Genomic DNA, 17,253 nt, shown 5'->3' with positions numbered 1-17,253 from the left:
CGTCTGTCTTTATCCTGCTGCTTTTGCTCTTCTGGTTAATATTTTTAACTAAGTTATCAATCTGTTTTGTTTAATGCAAACTTACCATTGAGCAGTCTGTTTGAGCTCTTTTCGTTTTTTTCGGCGCGGCAGCTTCGCTGCCGCGCCGAAAAAAACGAAAAAGCGAGTAGCGAAAGCGCGAAACAGCTCCTGATAAAAAACTTTTTTGTCGGAAAACATCATATTCAATTTAACCTTTGTCTTTGTAACAAATCTTTAATATGAACGACTATTCGTATAAATAATCTTTTTAGTAATGAAAAATTCAAAATTTGTGTCATTACTTTTTGTTTTGTCTGCAGGAAGTATGATGTTTGCACAGGATGACTTAATCAACAAGTTAAAAAACAACCAATCCCAGAATGCCAATTTCCAGTTTACCACGCTGAAAGATGTGGGTGCGACTTCGGTAAAAAATCAGGGTTCTTCGGGAACCTGCTGGAGCTATTCGGGAAATTCTTTCCTTGAGTCTGAGATGCAGAGAATGGGCAAAAAACCGGTTGATCTGGCGGAAATCTACACTGCAAGAAATTCTTACCACGATAAAGCTAAATTATACGTTCTGAATAATGGCGCGATCAGTTGGGGAGACGGCGGAGAGCTTCACGACGTAATCAATATGTATAAAAAATACGGAGCGGTTCCACAGGATGTTTACACTGGTTTGAAGCAGGGGCAGAGTTTAAATAATTTCTCTGAAATGCAGGGAAAATTAAAGCCTGTTCTGGACAGTTTGGTTCAGGCTGGTTCCAAAGGAAAACTGACGGACAACTGGATGTCTTCCGTTGATGCTATTTTGGATGAATATCTTGGAAAAGTTCCTGCCAACTTTACATATGAAGGAAAATCTTACACGCCACAAACTTTTGCGAAAGAGGTTGTAGGAATCAACCCGGACGATTATGTAGAACTTTCTTCTTACAAGGATTATCCGTATTATCAGAAATTTGTAGTTCCGATTCCTGATAACTGGAGCCATGATTCTGACTGGAACGTACCGATGAAAGATTTAACGGCAATTATCGACAATGCTGTAAACAAAGGATATTCTGTAGGTTGGGCAACGGATGTTTCTGAACCTTATTTCTCTTATAAAAACGGGGTTGCTTATGTTCCGGACATGGATCTGGATCAGATCACAAAAGAAAACAAAGGAAGTTTATTCACAGAACCGAAAAAAGACAAGACAATTACTGAAGATATGCGTCAGAAAGCTTTGAATAATCTTTCTACAACAGACGACCACGGAATGCACATCGTAGGACTGGCAAAAGATCAGTCGGGGAAAGAATATTATATGGTGAAAAATTCCTGGGGTGTTACCAATGACTTTGAAGGGTATATTTATGTAACAAGACCTTATGTAGAATACAAATCGACAGCAATTCTGGTTCATAAGGATGCGCTCCCAAAATCAATTAAAAAGCAACTGAAGCCAACAAAAAATATTGGTCTCTAAATGTGATCACTTTTGTCATCAATGATGACAATTTTAGATATTTAAATCTGTTAAAAACCGCTCTCATTTTTGGGAGCGGTTTTATTTTGTCTATTGTTTTTTAAGTAGTTAAAGCTTTGCTGTTTAAATATCACGTTGATTTTCTTTAGTCAGATTTAATTTTTTAAATGTAAAATCTAAATAATGAATTGAAAGCAGTTTCATTTTTAAGAGCTGTAATATTTTTTCATTCAATGGAGAAATATTATATTTGATAATTAAATTAAATTTATTCAATATGAAAAACTTAAGAAAATTACCAAAATCTGATTTAAAAAGAATTAATGGAGGAAATGCTCCGGAATGTCCAGTAAATACTGTTGAGTGTTACTATCCGCCAAAAAATGGAATTCCGGGATACTGGAAATGTGTTTCCGTTACTTTCGGATGTCCTAATTAAATGTAAATTCAGGTGTCTGAAATTAACGTTATTTTAAATCTTTAGAATATTTAAAAGAAAAAACCGCTTCAGAATCTCTCCTGAAGCGGTTTCGTTTAAAATAATTGATAGGTAAAATTATGTAAAAGTGAATAATGAATTTGCTTTTATTTTTCCAATAAAAACTGGCAGCAAAGCAATTCACCATTGACTTTTGACTTTTAATAAAGTGTTGCCATGCTTTCGGCTTTGAAATCCTGAAGTTCGTCCATTTTTCCTTCTTTCACTTTCTTCACCCATTCAGGATCCTGTAAAAGTGCACGACCAACCGCAACCAGATCGAAATCTCCTCTTTCCAGTCTTTTCGTAAGCTCCGTTAAATCCGCCTTTTCAGTTCCGTGTCCTCCGAAAGCCGCCATAAAATCTCCTTCAAGACCTACAGAACCTACAGTAATGGTTGGCTGTCCGGTAATTTTCTTTGCCCATCCTGCGAAATTAAGATCAGAACCTTCGAATTCTGCTTCCCAGAAACGTCTTTGAGAGCAGTGGAAAATATCAACTCCCGCTTCTTTCAATGGCAATAACCACTCTTCCATTTCTTCCGGTGTATTCGCAAGTTTTGCAGAATAATCCTGCTGTTTCCATTGAGAAAGACGAATAATAATCGTGAAATCTTCACCAACCGCAGCTCTGATCGCTTTAACCACATCAACCGCAAATCTGCTTCTCTCTTTCAGCGTTTTACCACCATACTCATCGGCTCTTGTATTGGTTACATCCCAGAAAAACTGGTCGATAAGATAACCGTGAGCTCCGTGAATTTCCACTACATCAAATCCTAAGTCTTTTGCAGATTTTGCAGAAGCGGCAAACTGAGCAATAGTATCCTGAATGTCTTCCAACGTCATGGCAGAAGCTTTTTCCATCTCAATAGAAGGATAATCCGCAGAACTTCTTGTGTCTCCAACGTGCCAGATTTGAGGTCCCATTTTTCCTCCGTTTTCATGAACTGCATCGATTACATTTTTCCATCCGTTCAATGCTTCAGTTCCGTAAAAATCCGGGATATTCTGTAAGTTTTTTGAAGCAGGTCTGTTAATTACCGTTCCTTCCGAAAGAATTAATCCCACTTCGGAAGCCGCTCTTCTTGCATAATAATCTGTGATTTGCTGTGTAGGAACTCCGTTATCGGATTGTGCTCTCGTCATCGGAGCCATTACGATTCTATTTTTAAGTTCTAAATTCTTGTATTTAAAAGGTTGAAATAATGATTCTGTGCTCATTTTTAACTTACTATTTTATTATTGTTACACAAAGTAACTAATAATAGTTCATATTTGTATCTTACAAAGAAAAAAAGTGGTAACTTTGTGGTAACTGATGATGGTAACGTGGAGGTAACAGTAAGGTTTAGGTTGAGGTAGAGTCTAAGATTGAGAGGATCCTATAATTTTAGTGTGGTGATATTGTAGAAGATTTCTGTTCTCCTATAAGTGAAACGGCTTTGTGAAACTTGAAACAGTTAGTATAAAAAAATCTTTGTGAACTTCGTGTTCAACAAAAAAATAGAAATTAGAAATACATCTTTATGAAAAAGAACGAATTAATGCAATACAGTTGTCCTTTGGGAAAAGCAATGTCTGCTTTGGGAAGCAAATGGAAACCGATCATTGTATTAGTGATTAAAGACCGTAAATTGCGTTTCGGAGAATTGGCAGCAAGAATCAATGTGATCTCCAGAAAAGTTCTGACCGACCAATTGAGAGAAATGGAATCGGACGGATTGGTAATTCGTGAGGAGTTCAAAGAAATTCCTCCAAGAGTTGAGTATTCACTCACAGAAAAAGGATTGGCTCTCCTTCCGATTTTATATCAACTGGAAGAATGGGAAACGAAATATCATGTGTATGATCCGGAGAAAGAGAAGGATTGCAAAATGATTTTGGAAGGGAAGAAAGTAAAAAAGACTGTTATTTAATAGCATTTTTTAATTAATCAGGAAATTCTTTATTAGTATATTTTTCTTCTGTTAGATTTGTAAACCAACCTAACACATTTATATCATGAATTATTTGCTGTTCATATTCTTTTGGATAAGGCACTATATTCTCCACTAGACCAAATTTAAAGCGATGATGTTTGTTTGTAGAAATGAGAATAATTGTTTTGTATTTATACTTCTCATATAAATTGAATGATTCAATCGCAAGTTGATTCAAAGTACTAAACATTTCATCTGACATTTCATCAGTATAACTAGTAAACAAAATACCAACTCCATTAAAGTTTCCTATTCTCCTTCCAAAATAAAGACCAGAATTTTTTGTATTTTTTTCATGAAAATCAAAATAGCTTTGTGAAATTGATCGTCTGGTTAGTCTATCAAAAGATAATAAATATTTTGCTATCTTTTCTCGGTCAGCAGTTATATTTATAAGTAATTCATTTTCAACAAATTTATCTATAAAATAACTAATTCTATCCGCTTCTTTCTTATTTTCAAATAACTTCTGATTTGTAAATTCCTCCCATTTACCATCAATAGTTAAATAATAATCTGTAATTTCTTCATCTTGTAAAACTTTAGGAAATTCTCTTTTATTTAATAAAAAGTAGGCTAGTAAATCATTTTCAGATCCAGAAACTAACATTGTTTTCATCGATGTATTTAAATTGTCTTGAGTTAAAGAAAAAAAATCTTTTTGAGTTTCTTCAGAAAAATCATTCTCATCTGCTGGAAGAATTATTGTAAATCTATCTTTAAATAACTCTTCTCTTTTTTTAAGATAATCTATAAAATCCGGAATAGTATCAAGCTCTTTAATTATCGTCTTAAATGTTATTTTATCAAAAACTGTAACAAAATCATTTTTATTAGTTAGAGAATTAAATGGATAAAATTTTACGTTTTCACCCAAATTAACAACTATTCTAAAAATTTTTTGAATTTTATCTTTTAGAAAAATTTCTTCTATTTTGTCAGGGTGCTTAATTTTTATTTCTTTATCACTGAAAAGAGTCTTAAAAGCACCTGCTATTTGTTTAGTCGCTTTTGAGATTGTATTATTAAAATATCTTAGATGATTTCCTTTAAACTCATAATTTTTAACCGAAAAAATAATCAAAACATCATTAAAGATAACAAGCAAATCACATATTTCCTTTTTGTCACCATTCTCATATTTTGGACTTGGATAACACCAATATTTAAAAAATGAAGAAAATGCTAAATCATTGACGAAATCTTCTCCTTCTGTTCCCTTAATTTGACTATCCATGTTATTATTAAAAATTTATATTTATAAAATTAAGGAAATTAATGTTATCTAATAATTCAAAATAAAAACCGCCCTCCAAAAGAAAGCGGTTTCAAAATTTATTTAAAATCCCAATTAAAATATCGCAGGATATTTCTGAGGATTTGTTTCGTTAAACATTGCATAGATTTTTTCAACCATATCATCCGTAGAAGGCTTGCTGAAATAATCTCCGTCACTTGCGTAAGCCGGTCTGTGATCATTTGCAGAAATTGTTAACGGATCAGAATCCAAGAATCTGAACGCTTTTTGTTTTTCTAAAATCTGCTGAAGAATAAACGCTGAAGTTCCGCCTTCCACATCTTCGTCGATTACGACTAATCGGTTTGTTTTATTTACAGATTCTGCAATCTCATGTGTTAAATCAAAAGGAATTAATGACTGAACGTCAATCACTTCCGCAGAAATTCCTAATTTTTCAAGCTCTTCCGCTGCTTCCATTACAATTCTCCATGTAGAACCATAAGTAACCAAAGTAACGTCTTTTCCTTCTTTTGTCACCTCGATTTTTCCGACAGGAACAGTGAATTCACCTAAATTATCCGGTTGTTTTTCTTTTAATCTGTACCCATTTAAACATTCAACGATTACAGCAGGATCATCGCTCTGAAGCATGGTGTTGTAGAATCCGGCAGCTTTCGTTAAGTTTCTTGGAACCAATACCAGAATTCCCTTAGAAAGATTCAGAATTCCTGCCATCGGAGAACCTGAATGCCAAACTCCTTCCAGTCTGTGACCTCTCGTTCTGATGATAACCGGCGATTTCTGACCTCCTTTTGTTCTGTACTGAACGGTTGCCAAATCGTCGCTCATCCCCTGTAAACAGTACAAAATATAATCAAGATACTGGATTTCGGCAATCGGTCTTAAACCTCTCATTGCCATTCCGATTCCCTGTCCTAAAATGGTTGCTTCACGGATTCCAGTATCGGCAACACGAACGTCACCGTATTTTTCCTGCATTCCTTCAAGACCCTGGTTTACATCACCGATATTTCCGGCATCTTCACCAAAGACTAAAGTTTCAGGATATTTTTCGAATATTTTATCGAAATTGTTTCTTACCACTACTCTTCCGTCCACATCTTCAGAAGCATCGGAATAAATTGGCTTAATTTCTTTTACGTTTTCTGCTTTCCACTGAGACTGAGAATATAAGTGAGAAGAATAATTGTCTTTTTCAACTTCAAAAATCTCGTTGTATTTCTGCATCAGTTGGTTTCTTTCTGCAGAATGGGTTCCTCTCGTTGCCAGTAAAGATTTTCTCACCAAATGGAAAACATCTTTCTTCGCTTTTGAAACCAGTTTATTGAAGTGAGTAATATAATTATCGATTTCAGTGTTTTGCCCTTTAAGATTTTCAACCAAAGGTAAAACAGAACCGATTAAATCTGTAATTGTTTTCTGATAATTTTCCCAAGCCTGTTTCTGACCTGTTTTTACCGTTTTTTTCGCTTCATTATCAATAGCATCCAGCTCTTCTGCTGTTGCCAGAACTTCTTCTTTGCCTTCAATTTCGATGGAATAATTCAAAATCCATTCTCTGAATTTCACCAATCCGTCAAACTGAGATTCCCAAGACAGACGCTCTTCATTTTTATATCTTTCGTGAGATCCTGAAGTGGAGTGACCTTGTGGCTGTGTAACTTCAATCACATGAACCACTACCGGAACGCTTTCTACTCTCGCAAACTGTTCTGCTCTAGCATAAGCATCCAAAAGTGCAGGATAATCCCAAGCTTTCACCTGAATGATTTCACACCCCTGATTTTCTCCTTCTTTTCTCTGGAAACCGCTCAGCATTTCAGCGATATCGGCTTTTGCTCTCTGATTTTTCGTAGGAACAGAAATTCCGTACCCGTCGTCCCAGATCGAAACTACCATTGGAACCTGAAGCGCACAAGCCGCATTCAGTGTTTCCCAGAAATGACCTTCTGCTGTAGAAGCATCCCCGATTGTTCCGAAAGCAATCTCATTTCCTTCTCTGGAAAACTTTTCAGAGCCTTCGAATTTTACGGTTTTATAAATTTTAGAAGCCTGAGCCAATCCTAATAATCTCGGCATCTGTCCCGCAGTAGGAGAAATATCGGAAGAGATATTTTTCTGAGCCGTTAGATCTTTCCAGCTTCCATCTTCATTTAAACTTCTTGTCGCAAAGTGACCGTTCATCTGTCTTCCGGCTGAAGCAGGTTCTCTTTCCACGCTTGTATCTGCATACAATTGTGCAAAAAAACTTTCAACAGTCAACGCATTTACAGCCAATGCAAAGGTCTGATCTCTGTAATATCCCGAACGGAAGTCTCCATCTCTGAAAACTTTCGCCATTGCAAGCTGAGGAAGCTCTTTTCCGTCCCCAAAAATACCAAACTTAGCTTTTCCCGTAAGAACTTCTCTTCTTCCCAAATAGGACATTTCACGAGAAATCCTTCCTAATTTATAATCTTCAAGTATCTGATTTTTAAAATCTTGAAAGGAAATTTGCTGTGTTTCAATATAGGTTGTCTGCATAGCCAAATATTAAATATTTTTATTTTGAAGTATTTTGCTAATATACACTTTTTAAATTAATTTTAATTTTTAATAATCTTTTTTAAAAATTTGATAATAAAATAAATTGTGTTTATATTGGAATAAATTTGTAAATGATGGAGAAAAAATCGTCTCATATCCTTAATGCATCGAGTAATCTTCTGGGGTTTTCTCTGGTCATTATCACTTCATTAAAGATATCAAAAATCAGCCACAGCACGCATTTGGACGAGTTTGCAGGAGTTGCCTGTCTTTTTTTTGCTTTCAGTTGTTTCTTTTCTTTTCTTGCAATAAGATCGAAGCATGAAAGACGTTCTTTCAGATTTGAAACTATTGCGGATTATTTATTTTTAATCGCTTTATTTTGCATTGTTCTGGCTGTAATTATTGTGACAGTAAAAATAATTTAACTTTAATCTGATAAATTCATATTAAATTATATTTAAATAAACAACATCAATAACCATTTATTAATATTTAAAACACATTAAACAACAAAATAAAATCAACGAAAATCAAATTTAATTAAAAATATACAAAATCAATCGGTACGATTTTTGAAGAGTTTGGAAAAAAATTCACAAATTTCAAAAATCATGAGAAACAAATTATTTCAGGTAACTAAAATATTACCCTTTATTTTGATACCATTGTCTTCTTACGCACAGGTAGGAGTTAACACTGCTAATCCTCAAACGACCTTTCATGTAGACGGAAACAAAGATAATGCGGCTTCCGGAACTCCAACTACCACACAACAAGCTAATGATTTTGCAATAACAAATTCCGGAAATGTAGGAATAAGCACGATAAATCCCAGTGAAAAACTGGATGTAGCAACAGGAAACGTAAGAGTTCGTGCCATCAATTCCAATACAGGAGTTCCCGGAACAGATAAATATGTAGTCGCAGATGGAAACGGTGTATTAAAAACCATAAATTTTACCACAACAGATCTTTTCCATGCGCGGTTATCTGCCGATCAGAACGCAAACAGCGGCGTGATTGCTACTTTACTTTTTGCAGCTCCTTTGGTAACTTCAACGTATTATTCTTACAATTCAACTACCGGAACGCTTACCTTCAATCAGGCAGGAAATTATATTGTAACGTTTCAGGCAAGTTTTGGAAATGTTACTGCAGGTACACAGCTTGTTTTGGGAGTAAGACCTGTTCCCGATAATAATTATCTTGCGAGAGGAAGCCATTACGCGGGAGCGGATACCCCTACACTCACTGCCACTGTCAGAATTGGGGAACTCATGAACTACACGACGATGCTTATTGTACCGAGTGCAGGATATCAGGTTCGTTTTACGGCAGCTCCGAATCAAAACTGTACGGTTTTAGCTTCGGAAACAGGAAGTACAGGAAGTGGTAATGTTACCAATATTACGATTCAGAAAATATAACCAATAAAAAATCGGAACGTTTTGCACATTCCGATTTTTTTTATTTTGAAAAATCTGTTTTAAAATTTTCTTTCGATGACATAATCCAGCATGATTCGCAATGACTTTTTTGCTTCAGAATCGGGAAATTCGTTCAGAATATCAATTGCTTTTTGCTGAAAGTCTTTCATTACGGTAATCGCATACTCCAGACCTCCGGAACTTTTAACAAAATTAATCAACTCTTTTACGCGTTTCTGATCGTTGTTGTAACGCTTAATCGTATTGAAATAGTATTTTCTGTCTTTTTCGTTTGCTATTTTTAAAGTATGAATCAAAGGCAGCGTCATTTTCTGCTCTTTGATATCAATTCCTACCGGTTTTCCGATAACGTTTGAAGTTAGATAATCAAAAAGGTCGTCTTTGATCTGGAAAGCCATTCCGGTATAGGTTCCGAAATCCATCATTTTTTTAGCCAGAACTTCGTCTGCATTATTCGACAAAACGCCGATTTCGCAGCATGCAGCAATTAAAGTCGCTGTTTTCTGACGGATGATTTCATAATAAACCTCTTCTGTAATATCCAGTTTTCTGGCTTTCTCCAACTGAAGAAGCTCTCCTTCGGACATTTCGCGGATGGTTCTTGAAATAACACCTAATAAATCGTAGTCTTTATGATCTGTGGATAATAAAACCGATTTGGATAAAAGATAATCTCCAACCAAAACAGCAATCTTGTTTTTCCACAACGCATTGATTGAAAAGAAATTACGACGTTTAAAACTTTCATCCACCACATCATCATGCACCAGAGTTGCCGTATGAATCAGCTCGATCATGGAAGCTCCGCGATACGTTTTTTCGTTGACGTCGCCGACTAATTTTGCACAAAGAAAGACAAACATCGGACGCATCTGCTTTCCTTTTGTGGTAACGATAAAACGAGTGACTTTATCTAGTAAAGGTACTTTGCTCTGCATGGATTCATAAAACTTCTGCTCGAAAAGTTTCATTTCCTCATTGATCGGTCGCTTGATTTCTTCAACGGTGTTCGCCACAATCTTTGAATAAGAGATAAATTATTAATTCCCACAAAGATAATTTTTTTCGGGCAATTTTAAGGGAAATTAATCTTTGAGTTTATCTATCGGAATAAAATAAAGGCTTTGTTTTCCTCCGCCAATCGGAGAATGAAACTTTTCCCCCGAAATATAGATTCCTGTTTCATCAACGGCAATTCCTTCAATTTGTCCAATAGATAAAGCGCTTCCGAGATAATAATGTTGAGGATTTTGTTTAAAAAAAATTCCCGGCTCTGCTTCATCAAAAATATCTAAAAACACTTCTGTCTTCTTGGTATAGCCTATTAAGTAGAGTTTTTTATTAAAGTAAGAAGCGTCTGTTACCATAAAACCAGTCTTGTAATTTTCGATTTTCTGAGCGTTCTGCTTTTCTGAAATTTCAGGATCGATAAGGTAATGTGTTGTTGATTTTGAACCCCACTCTTTCGTAAAAAGATGAATCTTACCATTCAGATAAATCATCGCTTCCGCATCGAAATCCGTTTCGGAATATTTGGGAATAAATTCCTGCTGTTCAGGATATTCAAAAGAAATTAATTTAACCGAATCATTTTTTGATGAATTATTTTCAAAAGGAACTTTATAAATTTCGAGGTCTTTTCTGGTTCCGCCGTTGTTTCCGAAATCTCCAATGTAGAAGTTTTTACCGTCGTTTGTAAGCGCTTCCCAATCTTTATTTTTTCCGTTGATTTGTATCGTGCCGATGATTTGTCCTGTCGATTTATCCAACTCAAAAAGTTCGGGAGAATTTCCGCTGTCATTAAAAGTATACAGTTTTCCGTTCATTAAACTTAAACCGGAAGTTTCCTTCACCTTATCTTCCAAATTACCAATTCTGTATTTTCTGATTTTGAAAAGTTCAGCCTGTTGGGAAAATGAGAAGGTGAAAGTTGTAAGGGTAAGTATGAGGAAAAGCTTTTTCATGAGGTAAAAATATTTATTTAAACACAAATGACACTAGTTTTTTATACAAAATTAGAGGTTCCTCTGTCATTCTGACGAAAGAAGAATCTATTTTTAACAGATAGATCGCAAAAGTTTTATTTAAAAATTTTATGCTTTTAATTTCGCAAAGGCAACTTATTTAAACTAATTTCAGAATTAACCACAAAAGATGCAAAAGATAATGATAAAGCGAATTTCCAGAATAATAAAAGCGCTCAAAAGAATAAAAATCAAAGATTTTTAAAAACTATTGTGGCCTTCTTATTTATAATCATCAAAATCTAAATAACCGTTTAGTTCTCCTTTATGGTTAAATAAAAAGTTTAAACAGACTTAAGATTATATTTAAATCCAAATAATTAAAATATTTGTGAAGTCCGTGTAAAATTTGTGTTGTCTGCGTTTAAAAACTAAGCAGATTTCTTCTGAATCTGATCTTTATTTTTATTTTTTCTTGCCCAGTAATCTTTTTGATATTGTCTCACGGTTTTTCCGGTTCCGTCGTGTCGCCATCCCGGAGAATTAAAAATATAATTGATACGATCTGAAAATTTCAGTCCCGGCTGTTTAATATCTTTCCATATTTTTCTCCATTCGTACAGAAGAACCGTATCGGGTTTATTATCCGGCATTTTTGGATAAATTCCATATTTCACAGGAACATTGGGGTCTTCTTTTTCAAAAGTTCCGAAAATTTTATCCCAGATAATGAGACACATTCCCATATTTCTGTCAAGATATTTGATGTTGCACGCATGATGAACACGGTGATGAGAAGGCGTTACCAAAATATACTCAAGGAAGCCCATACTTTTCACAGTCTGGGTGTGAACCCACGTTCCATATACCTGACCGATTGCATACACCACCATAATATGCCATGGATTGAATCCTAAAAAAGCCAGTGGCGAAAAGTACAAATATCGGTAAAGCGGCTGTAAAACCGGACTTCTGAAACCTGTTGTCAAATTGAAATATTCTGAGTTGTGGTGCGTAATATGAACCGCCCAGAATGCTCTGGAATGATGATCTACATAATGGAGAACGTAATATGCAAAATCCGTTACCACAAAGCAAATCAGCCAGTACCAGATCGTAAAATCCCACGAGAAAAATCTAAGATTGTAAAAGAAGAACATGACTCCCATTGCAAAAGCCTTCATCAATAAATCCAGTCCGAAATTCATTAATGCCAGAAAAACGCTCGTTGCCACATCTTTTTTATCGTATAATTTAGCCTCCGAAACATGACTGTAAATCATTTCGGCTAAAATAACGGTTGCATGAACAGGAATAGACCATGAATAGACACTTTCCAATCCATTTTCATCCATAAAGTAATCCATCATCACTTTTAAAATTTGTGGTACAAAGTTATGATTTTAGGAAAGCGTTAAGAAAATTTTTTGATTTTTTTAATAAAATTTTAATCCGCAGATTTATTGGCAAGCTGTCCGCAGGCTGCATCAATGTCTCCGCCACGGCTTTTTCTTACCACGCAGACAATTCCTGCATTTTCCAACTGACGGATATAATTTTCTTCTGCCTGTTTGTTGCACTGGTCATATTTTCCGTCACCAATAGGATTATACTGAATTAAATTAACTTTAGAAGGAACCTGTTTGCAGTATTTAATCAGAGCTTTGATATCTTCATCACCGTCATTAATGTCCTTCCAGACACAGTATTCGAAAGTGATGACAGAGCCTGTTTTTTTATACCAGTACTGAAGAGATTCCATGATTTCCGTTAGAGGAAATTTATCGGAAAAAGGCATGATCTCGTTACGCTTCGCTTCAATGGCAGAGTGAAGAGACAAAGCCAGTTTCACTTTCAGTTCTTCATCAGCGAGCATTTTAATCATCTTCGGAATTCCTGAAGTGGAAACGGTAATTCTTCTGGGAGACATTCCCAAACCTTCCGGCTGGGTAATTTTGCGGATGGCTTCCACCACGTTTTTGTAATTCATCATCGGCTCTCCCATTCCCATAAAAACAATATTGGAAAGCGGTCTGTCGAAATACATTTTGCTCTGGCTGTCGATTAAAGCAACCTGATCCACGATCTCGGCAACTTCAAGATTTCTCATTCTTTTGAGTCTTGCGGTTGCGCAGAATTCGCAGTTTAATGAACATCCGACCTGTGAAGAAACACAAGCGGTGGTTCTGGTTTCTGTAGGAATAAGAACAGATTCCACCAATAAGCCGTCGTGCAATTTCACTCCGTTTTTAATGGTGCCGTCTGTACTTTTCTGAAGCTGATCCACAGAAACAGGATTGATGGTATATTCTTCGGCGATTCTCTCACGAAGAGGTTTTGAAAGATTCGTCATTTCATCAATCGAGTGAAGATTTTTACTCCACAACCAATCATAAACCTGCTTCGCACGAAACGGCTTTTCTCCCAAAGAAACAAAGTATTCTTTGAGCTGGTCCAGTGATAAAGTTCTGATGTCTTTCATTATGTTGTTGGATGTTGGATGTCAGAAGATGGAAGAAAAATTGGGTGCCGAATTGCAAACTTCCAGCACCCAACTTCCAGCTTCCGTTCTTATAAAATTAACATTGCATCTCCGTAAGAGTAGAATTTGTATTTCTCTTTTACGGCTTCTTCGTAGGCGTGCATTATGAAATCTCTTCCTGCAAACGCTGCAATCATCATAATTAATGTAGATTTTGGCGTGTGGAAGTTGGTGATCATACAGTTTGCCACTCCGAAATCGTGTGGAGGATAAATGAATTTATTGGTCCATCCGTGGAAAGCAGAGATTTTTTTATTTGAAGAAACTGAAGTTTCAAGTGTTCTCATGGTAGTCGTTCCAACTGCACAAACTCTTCTGTTCGCATCAACAGCGTTGTTGATGATCTGAGCGTTTTTCTCATCAATAAAGATTTCCTCAGATTCCATTTTGTGCTTAGAAAGATCTTCTACCTCAATAGGGTTAAAAGTTCCCAAACCAACGTGAAGTGTAACCTCAGCAAAGTCGATTCCTTTGATTTCCAGTCTCTTCATCAAATGTCTTGAGAAGTGAAGACCTGCAGTAGGTGCTGCAACCGCGCCTTCTACTTTCGCATAAATCGTCTGATATCTTTCAGCATCTTCCGGCTCAACGTCTCTCTTGATGTATTTCGGAAGCGGAGTTTCTCCCAATTCCTTTAATTTAGCTCTGAATTCTTCGTAAGAACCGTCGAATAAGAATCTTAAAGTTCTTCCTCTTGAAGTGGTGTTATCAATTACTTCAGCAACCAAAGACTCATCTTCTGTGAAGAATAATTTATTTCCGATTCTGATTTTTCTTGCCGGATCTACCAAAACGTCCCAAACACGGGTTTCCTTATCAAGCTCTCTCAAAAGGAAAACTTCAATCTTAGCTCCTGTTTTTTCTTTATTTCCGTATAAACGTGCAGGAAAAACTTTAGTATTGTTGAAGATAAAAAGATCTCCTTCGTCGAAATAATCAACCACATCTTTGAACAGTTTATGCTGAATCGTTTCAGTTTTTCTGTCTAAAACCATTAATCTGGCTTCATCTCTGTGTTCTGATGGGTGTTCTGCCAATAATTCCGCAGGAAGATCAAAATTAAAATCTGATGTTTTCATTTTTTAAATTACGGTTTAAAAATTTATTGAAATTACAAGGTGTAATTTTCGGAGTGCAAATATACGACATTCGATACCCCTTTGTCAAGTAATATTTAAACAGATGTTAAATAAAATTTTTCGTGAAATAAAAAACCGTGATTTTCCGATATTTTTTAAGCCATAAAAAAGCTATTTTTGAGAACATTAAAAATTTACACTATTAGCAAATATTCGATTGAATCTTTTGTGAACGAAACGAAAGAAAATCCAATGGAAAGAGATTATTTCGAGCTGGAAAAACCCTCTCTTCTGGAGATCAACCTCAACAATCAGTCTGTCTGGACGAAGGCAGGAAGCATGGTTGGCTACATCGGAAACGTTAATTTCGAAAGACAGGGAATGCTTTCCGGAGGAATCGGAAATTTATTGAAAAAAGCGATCAGCGGCGAAGGCGCAAAATTAATGAAAGCCGAAGGAACCGGAAAATTGTACGTTGCGGATTCAGGTAAAAAAGTCCGTATTCTTTATCTAAATAATGAAGCGGTCTGCGTAAACGGAAACGATGTTTTAGCGCATGAACAAAGCATTAAAAGCGATATTACCATGCTCAAAAGTATTGCAGGGGTAATGTCGGGCGGACTTTTTCAGGTAAAGCTTTCAGGAACAGGACACATTGCTATTACCACTCACGGTGAGCCTTTAACGTTACTGGTAACTCCGGATGCGCCGGTTTTCACAGATCCGAATGCAACCGTTGCATGGTCCGGAAACCTTTCTCCTGAACTGAAAACCAACGTTTCTTTCAAAAGTCTGATTGGAAGAGGAAGCGGTGAGGAATTCCAGATGAAGTTTTCGGGGAATGGATGGGTTCTGATTCAGCCTTATGAAGAGGTTTACAGAATTGAGAAGTAATTATTTCAATAATAAATATAAGAGGCTGTTTCACTTTCGAGAATGCCTCTTATATTTTAATTATTTTTAAATTTTAACTGGCTTTGACTTATATTAATAATGAAATCCTGTGGTTCAATAGCATCTAATGACAGATTAATTTCTAAATCTTCAAACTTTTTTGAGGCGGATTTTAAAATATAGTTACTGCTGAATTTTACTTTCTTATCAATTTCATAGTAATCAAACAATAATTGAAGCCCAACAAATGACAAATCATCTTTAAAGTCTGCGAATACAACCTCCGCAGAAGCTCTTGGATTCTTCATTTTCTCATTTGTAAATTCTTTAATCGAATAATTAACAAGTCCATCATTTTGTTTTTTAAGCAATTCGGAATTGAAAAATCTTCTTTTGGATTCTTCTTCAAATTGCTTTTTAACAAAAGGCATTCTCATTGAATATTTATAATCAAAATCACTTTCCTTTAAAGGAAATTTTGTATTCCTTATATCAAAATAATGTTGCAAATTATTTTTAAAATCTATAATTGAAGCAGTGAGCCTATTTCTATTAACAGGTATGAAAAAAATCCTGTAAGAATGATCTTGAGAATTAACAATATATTGCAAATCCATAATTTCAGGTCGTTCTTTATTATTTTTCTTTAATTCATGCTTGTATCTAATGTAATAATCAAAATGATACTCCTGAGAAAACATATTAACAAAAGTAAAGAATAAAAATAACGCTATTAGTTTTTTCATAAATATGCCTTAATTAATTTCCATTCCTCCAGTTTCTTTTCAAAAGACACTGTGTGAAGCGGACTTGTAGAAGGCAGTAAAAATACAGGTATTTTGTAATTTTTCCCTAAAATTTTCTGCAAATTTTTATACGACTTTCCACCGTTACAAAAGATTGCCTGAATATTCGGATGATCTTCCAGGAGTTCTTCAATCTGATTGGCTTCTTCATTTTTTATTTCAGAATCGAGGCTTCCTTTTCTTTCGCAGGAATCGATAACGTCCCAAAGTGCGATATTGTGTTTCTTTAAAAGGTTGATTTTTTCATCATAATCTTCTGTAAATTCTTCGTTGAGCAATTCAAAAATAATTTTCCAGAATTTGTTTTGGGGATGTCCGTAATATTGTTGTTTTTCTAACGATTTTACACCGGGAATTGATCCCAGAATGATGATTTTAGAATCGTTGTCGATGATTGGGGGAAAGGAAGATATTCTGTTTTGCATAAATCAAATTTATAGGTTTTTATTTTTTTTAACCCGATGATCGCTAAGATTTTCTTTTAAAACTTGTCTAAACTTTTTTACCGCAAAAGATGCAAAAGATTGTTACATTTTAGTTGTTTAAGTTTACTACTTAAATGGAAAAAAGAGCACATAAGTTTAAAAAAATCAAAGATTTTTTCTCTTTTCAGACTTTAGAAATACTTTAAATAAATCCAATAAAGTCTTTTGTATCTTTTGCAGTTAAATTTAAAATGAGTTTAAACAAACTTTTAAATAAAACCGAATATTTTTCGTTCGCGATGAAGTTTCACTCAGCCAATGAGCATATTTTCGAAAACAAAAAACGGA

At 35.2% G+C, this 17,253-nt stretch carries 16 protein-coding genes; 6 read left to right on the top strand and 10 right to left on the bottom strand.

All coding sequences use genetic code 11. The features are described from left to right. Positions 1–295 precede the first annotated feature (295 nt). Together BW951_RS16745 and BW951_RS22855 are read left to right on the top strand one after the other, a co-directional pair. Entirely contained in the window at positions 296–1,498 is a 1,203-nt protein-coding gene (locus BW951_RS16745; RefSeq protein ID WP_076394977.1) for a C1 family peptidase, read from the top strand. Positions 1,499–1,775: 277 nt separating this feature from the next. After that, positions 1,776–1,937 carry a bacteriocin-like protein gene (locus tag BW951_RS22855; RefSeq protein ID WP_157967285.1) on the top strand — a complete coding sequence of 54 codons (162 nt, stop codon included), beginning with the start codon at positions 1,776–1,778 and terminating at the stop codon, positions 1,935–1,937. Between the two features lie 200 nt (positions 1,938–2,137). On the opposite strand, the gene BW951_RS16740 is transcribed toward BW951_RS22855, so the two are convergent. Then, on the bottom strand, positions 2,138–3,199 hold the full coding sequence (locus BW951_RS16740; protein ID WP_076394976.1) for an NADH:flavin oxidoreductase: 1,062 nt from the start codon (positions 3,197–3,199) through the stop codon (positions 2,138–2,140). A gap of 305 nt (positions 3,200–3,504) precedes the next feature. Between BW951_RS16740 and BW951_RS16735 the strand changes: the two genes are divergently transcribed. Beyond that, on the top strand, positions 3,505–3,894 hold the full coding sequence (locus BW951_RS16735; RefSeq protein WP_076394974.1) for a winged helix-turn-helix transcriptional regulator: 390 nt from the start codon (positions 3,505–3,507) through the stop codon (positions 3,892–3,894). Positions 3,895–3,907: 13 nt separating this feature from the next. Here BW951_RS16735 and BW951_RS16730 read toward each other — a convergent pair whose 3' ends face one another. Then, the gene (locus tag BW951_RS16730) at positions 3,908–5,194 is read right to left on the bottom strand and encodes a hypothetical protein (RefSeq protein ID WP_076394972.1); all 1,287 of its coding nucleotides are present in this window, start codon (positions 5,192–5,194) and stop codon (positions 3,908–3,910) included. 114 nt (positions 5,195–5,308) lie between these two features. After that, positions 5,309–7,741, bottom strand: a complete 2,433-nt coding sequence (locus BW951_RS16725) for an alpha-ketoacid dehydrogenase subunit alpha/beta (RefSeq protein ID WP_076394970.1) — start codon at positions 7,739–7,741, stop codon at positions 5,309–5,311. Between the two features lie 134 nt (positions 7,742–7,875). On the opposite strand from BW951_RS16725, the gene BW951_RS16720 reads away from it, so the two are divergent. Then, positions 7,876–8,172, top strand: coding sequence for a hypothetical protein (locus BW951_RS16720; protein WP_228427557.1), 297 nt, complete (start codon positions 7,876–7,878; stop codon positions 8,170–8,172). Between the two features lie 186 nt (positions 8,173–8,358). Further along, positions 8,359–9,174, top strand: coding sequence for a hypothetical protein (locus BW951_RS16715; protein ID WP_139326193.1), 816 nt, complete (start codon positions 8,359–8,361; stop codon positions 9,172–9,174). Positions 9,175–9,233: 59 nt separating this feature from the next. Here the strand turns inward: BW951_RS16715 and BW951_RS16710 are convergent, their stop codons facing one another. The 5 genes from BW951_RS16710 to queA form a co-directional block, all read right to left on the bottom strand. Beyond that, positions 9,234–10,211 (bottom strand): polyprenyl synthetase family protein, encoded by a 978-nt coding sequence (locus BW951_RS16710; protein ID WP_076394966.1) that lies wholly within the window; start codon positions 10,209–10,211, stop codon positions 9,234–9,236. 69 nt (positions 10,212–10,280) lie between these two features. Next, positions 10,281–11,159 (bottom strand): hypothetical protein, encoded by an 879-nt coding sequence (locus BW951_RS16705; RefSeq protein ID WP_076394964.1) that lies wholly within the window; start codon positions 11,157–11,159, stop codon positions 10,281–10,283. A 431-nt stretch (positions 11,160–11,590) separates the two neighbouring features. After that, complete coding sequence (locus BW951_RS16700) at positions 11,591–12,529, bottom strand: sterol desaturase family protein (RefSeq protein ID WP_076394962.1); 939 nt, start codon at positions 12,527–12,529, stop codon at positions 11,591–11,593. Positions 12,530–12,606: 77 nt separating this feature from the next. Beyond that, positions 12,607–13,641 carry a dual-specificity RNA methyltransferase RlmN gene (gene rlmN, locus BW951_RS16695; RefSeq protein WP_076394960.1) on the bottom strand — a complete coding sequence of 345 codons (1,035 nt, stop codon included), beginning with the start codon at positions 13,639–13,641 and terminating at the stop codon, positions 12,607–12,609. A gap of 89 nt (positions 13,642–13,730) precedes the next feature. Further along, positions 13,731–14,780, bottom strand: a complete 1,050-nt coding sequence (queA, locus tag BW951_RS16690) for a tRNA preQ1(34) S-adenosylmethionine ribosyltransferase-isomerase QueA (RefSeq protein WP_076394958.1) — start codon at positions 14,778–14,780, stop codon at positions 13,731–13,733. 177 nt (positions 14,781–14,957) lie between these two features. Between queA and BW951_RS16685 the strand changes: the two genes are divergently transcribed. Beyond that, positions 14,958–15,674: an AIM24 family protein gene (locus BW951_RS16685; RefSeq protein ID WP_228427556.1), complete on the top strand. Its 717-nt coding sequence runs from the start codon at positions 14,958–14,960 to the stop codon at positions 15,672–15,674. Between the two features lie 56 nt (positions 15,675–15,730). Here BW951_RS16685 and BW951_RS16680 read toward each other — a convergent pair whose 3' ends face one another. Both BW951_RS16680 and BW951_RS16675 read right to left on the bottom strand, forming a co-directional pair. Further along, entirely contained in the window at positions 15,731–16,420 is a 690-nt protein-coding gene (locus tag BW951_RS16680; protein WP_139326192.1) for a hypothetical protein, read from the bottom strand. Further along, entirely contained in the window at positions 16,417–16,905 is a 489-nt protein-coding gene (locus BW951_RS16675) for a DNA-deoxyinosine glycosylase (RefSeq protein ID WP_076394954.1), read from the bottom strand. Before BW951_RS16675 ends, BW951_RS16680 begins: the two co-directional genes overlap by 4 nt. Positions 16,906–17,253 lie beyond the last annotated feature (348 nt).

Origin of the sequence: Chryseobacterium gambrini (assembly GCF_900156825.1) — a bacterium.
Lineage (GTDB): Bacteria > Bacteroidota > Bacteroidia > Flavobacteriales > Weeksellaceae > Chryseobacterium > Chryseobacterium gambrini.
The sequence above is the reverse complement of the archived record's forward strand: the minus strand, read 5'-3'. Positions and strand labels throughout refer to the sequence as shown.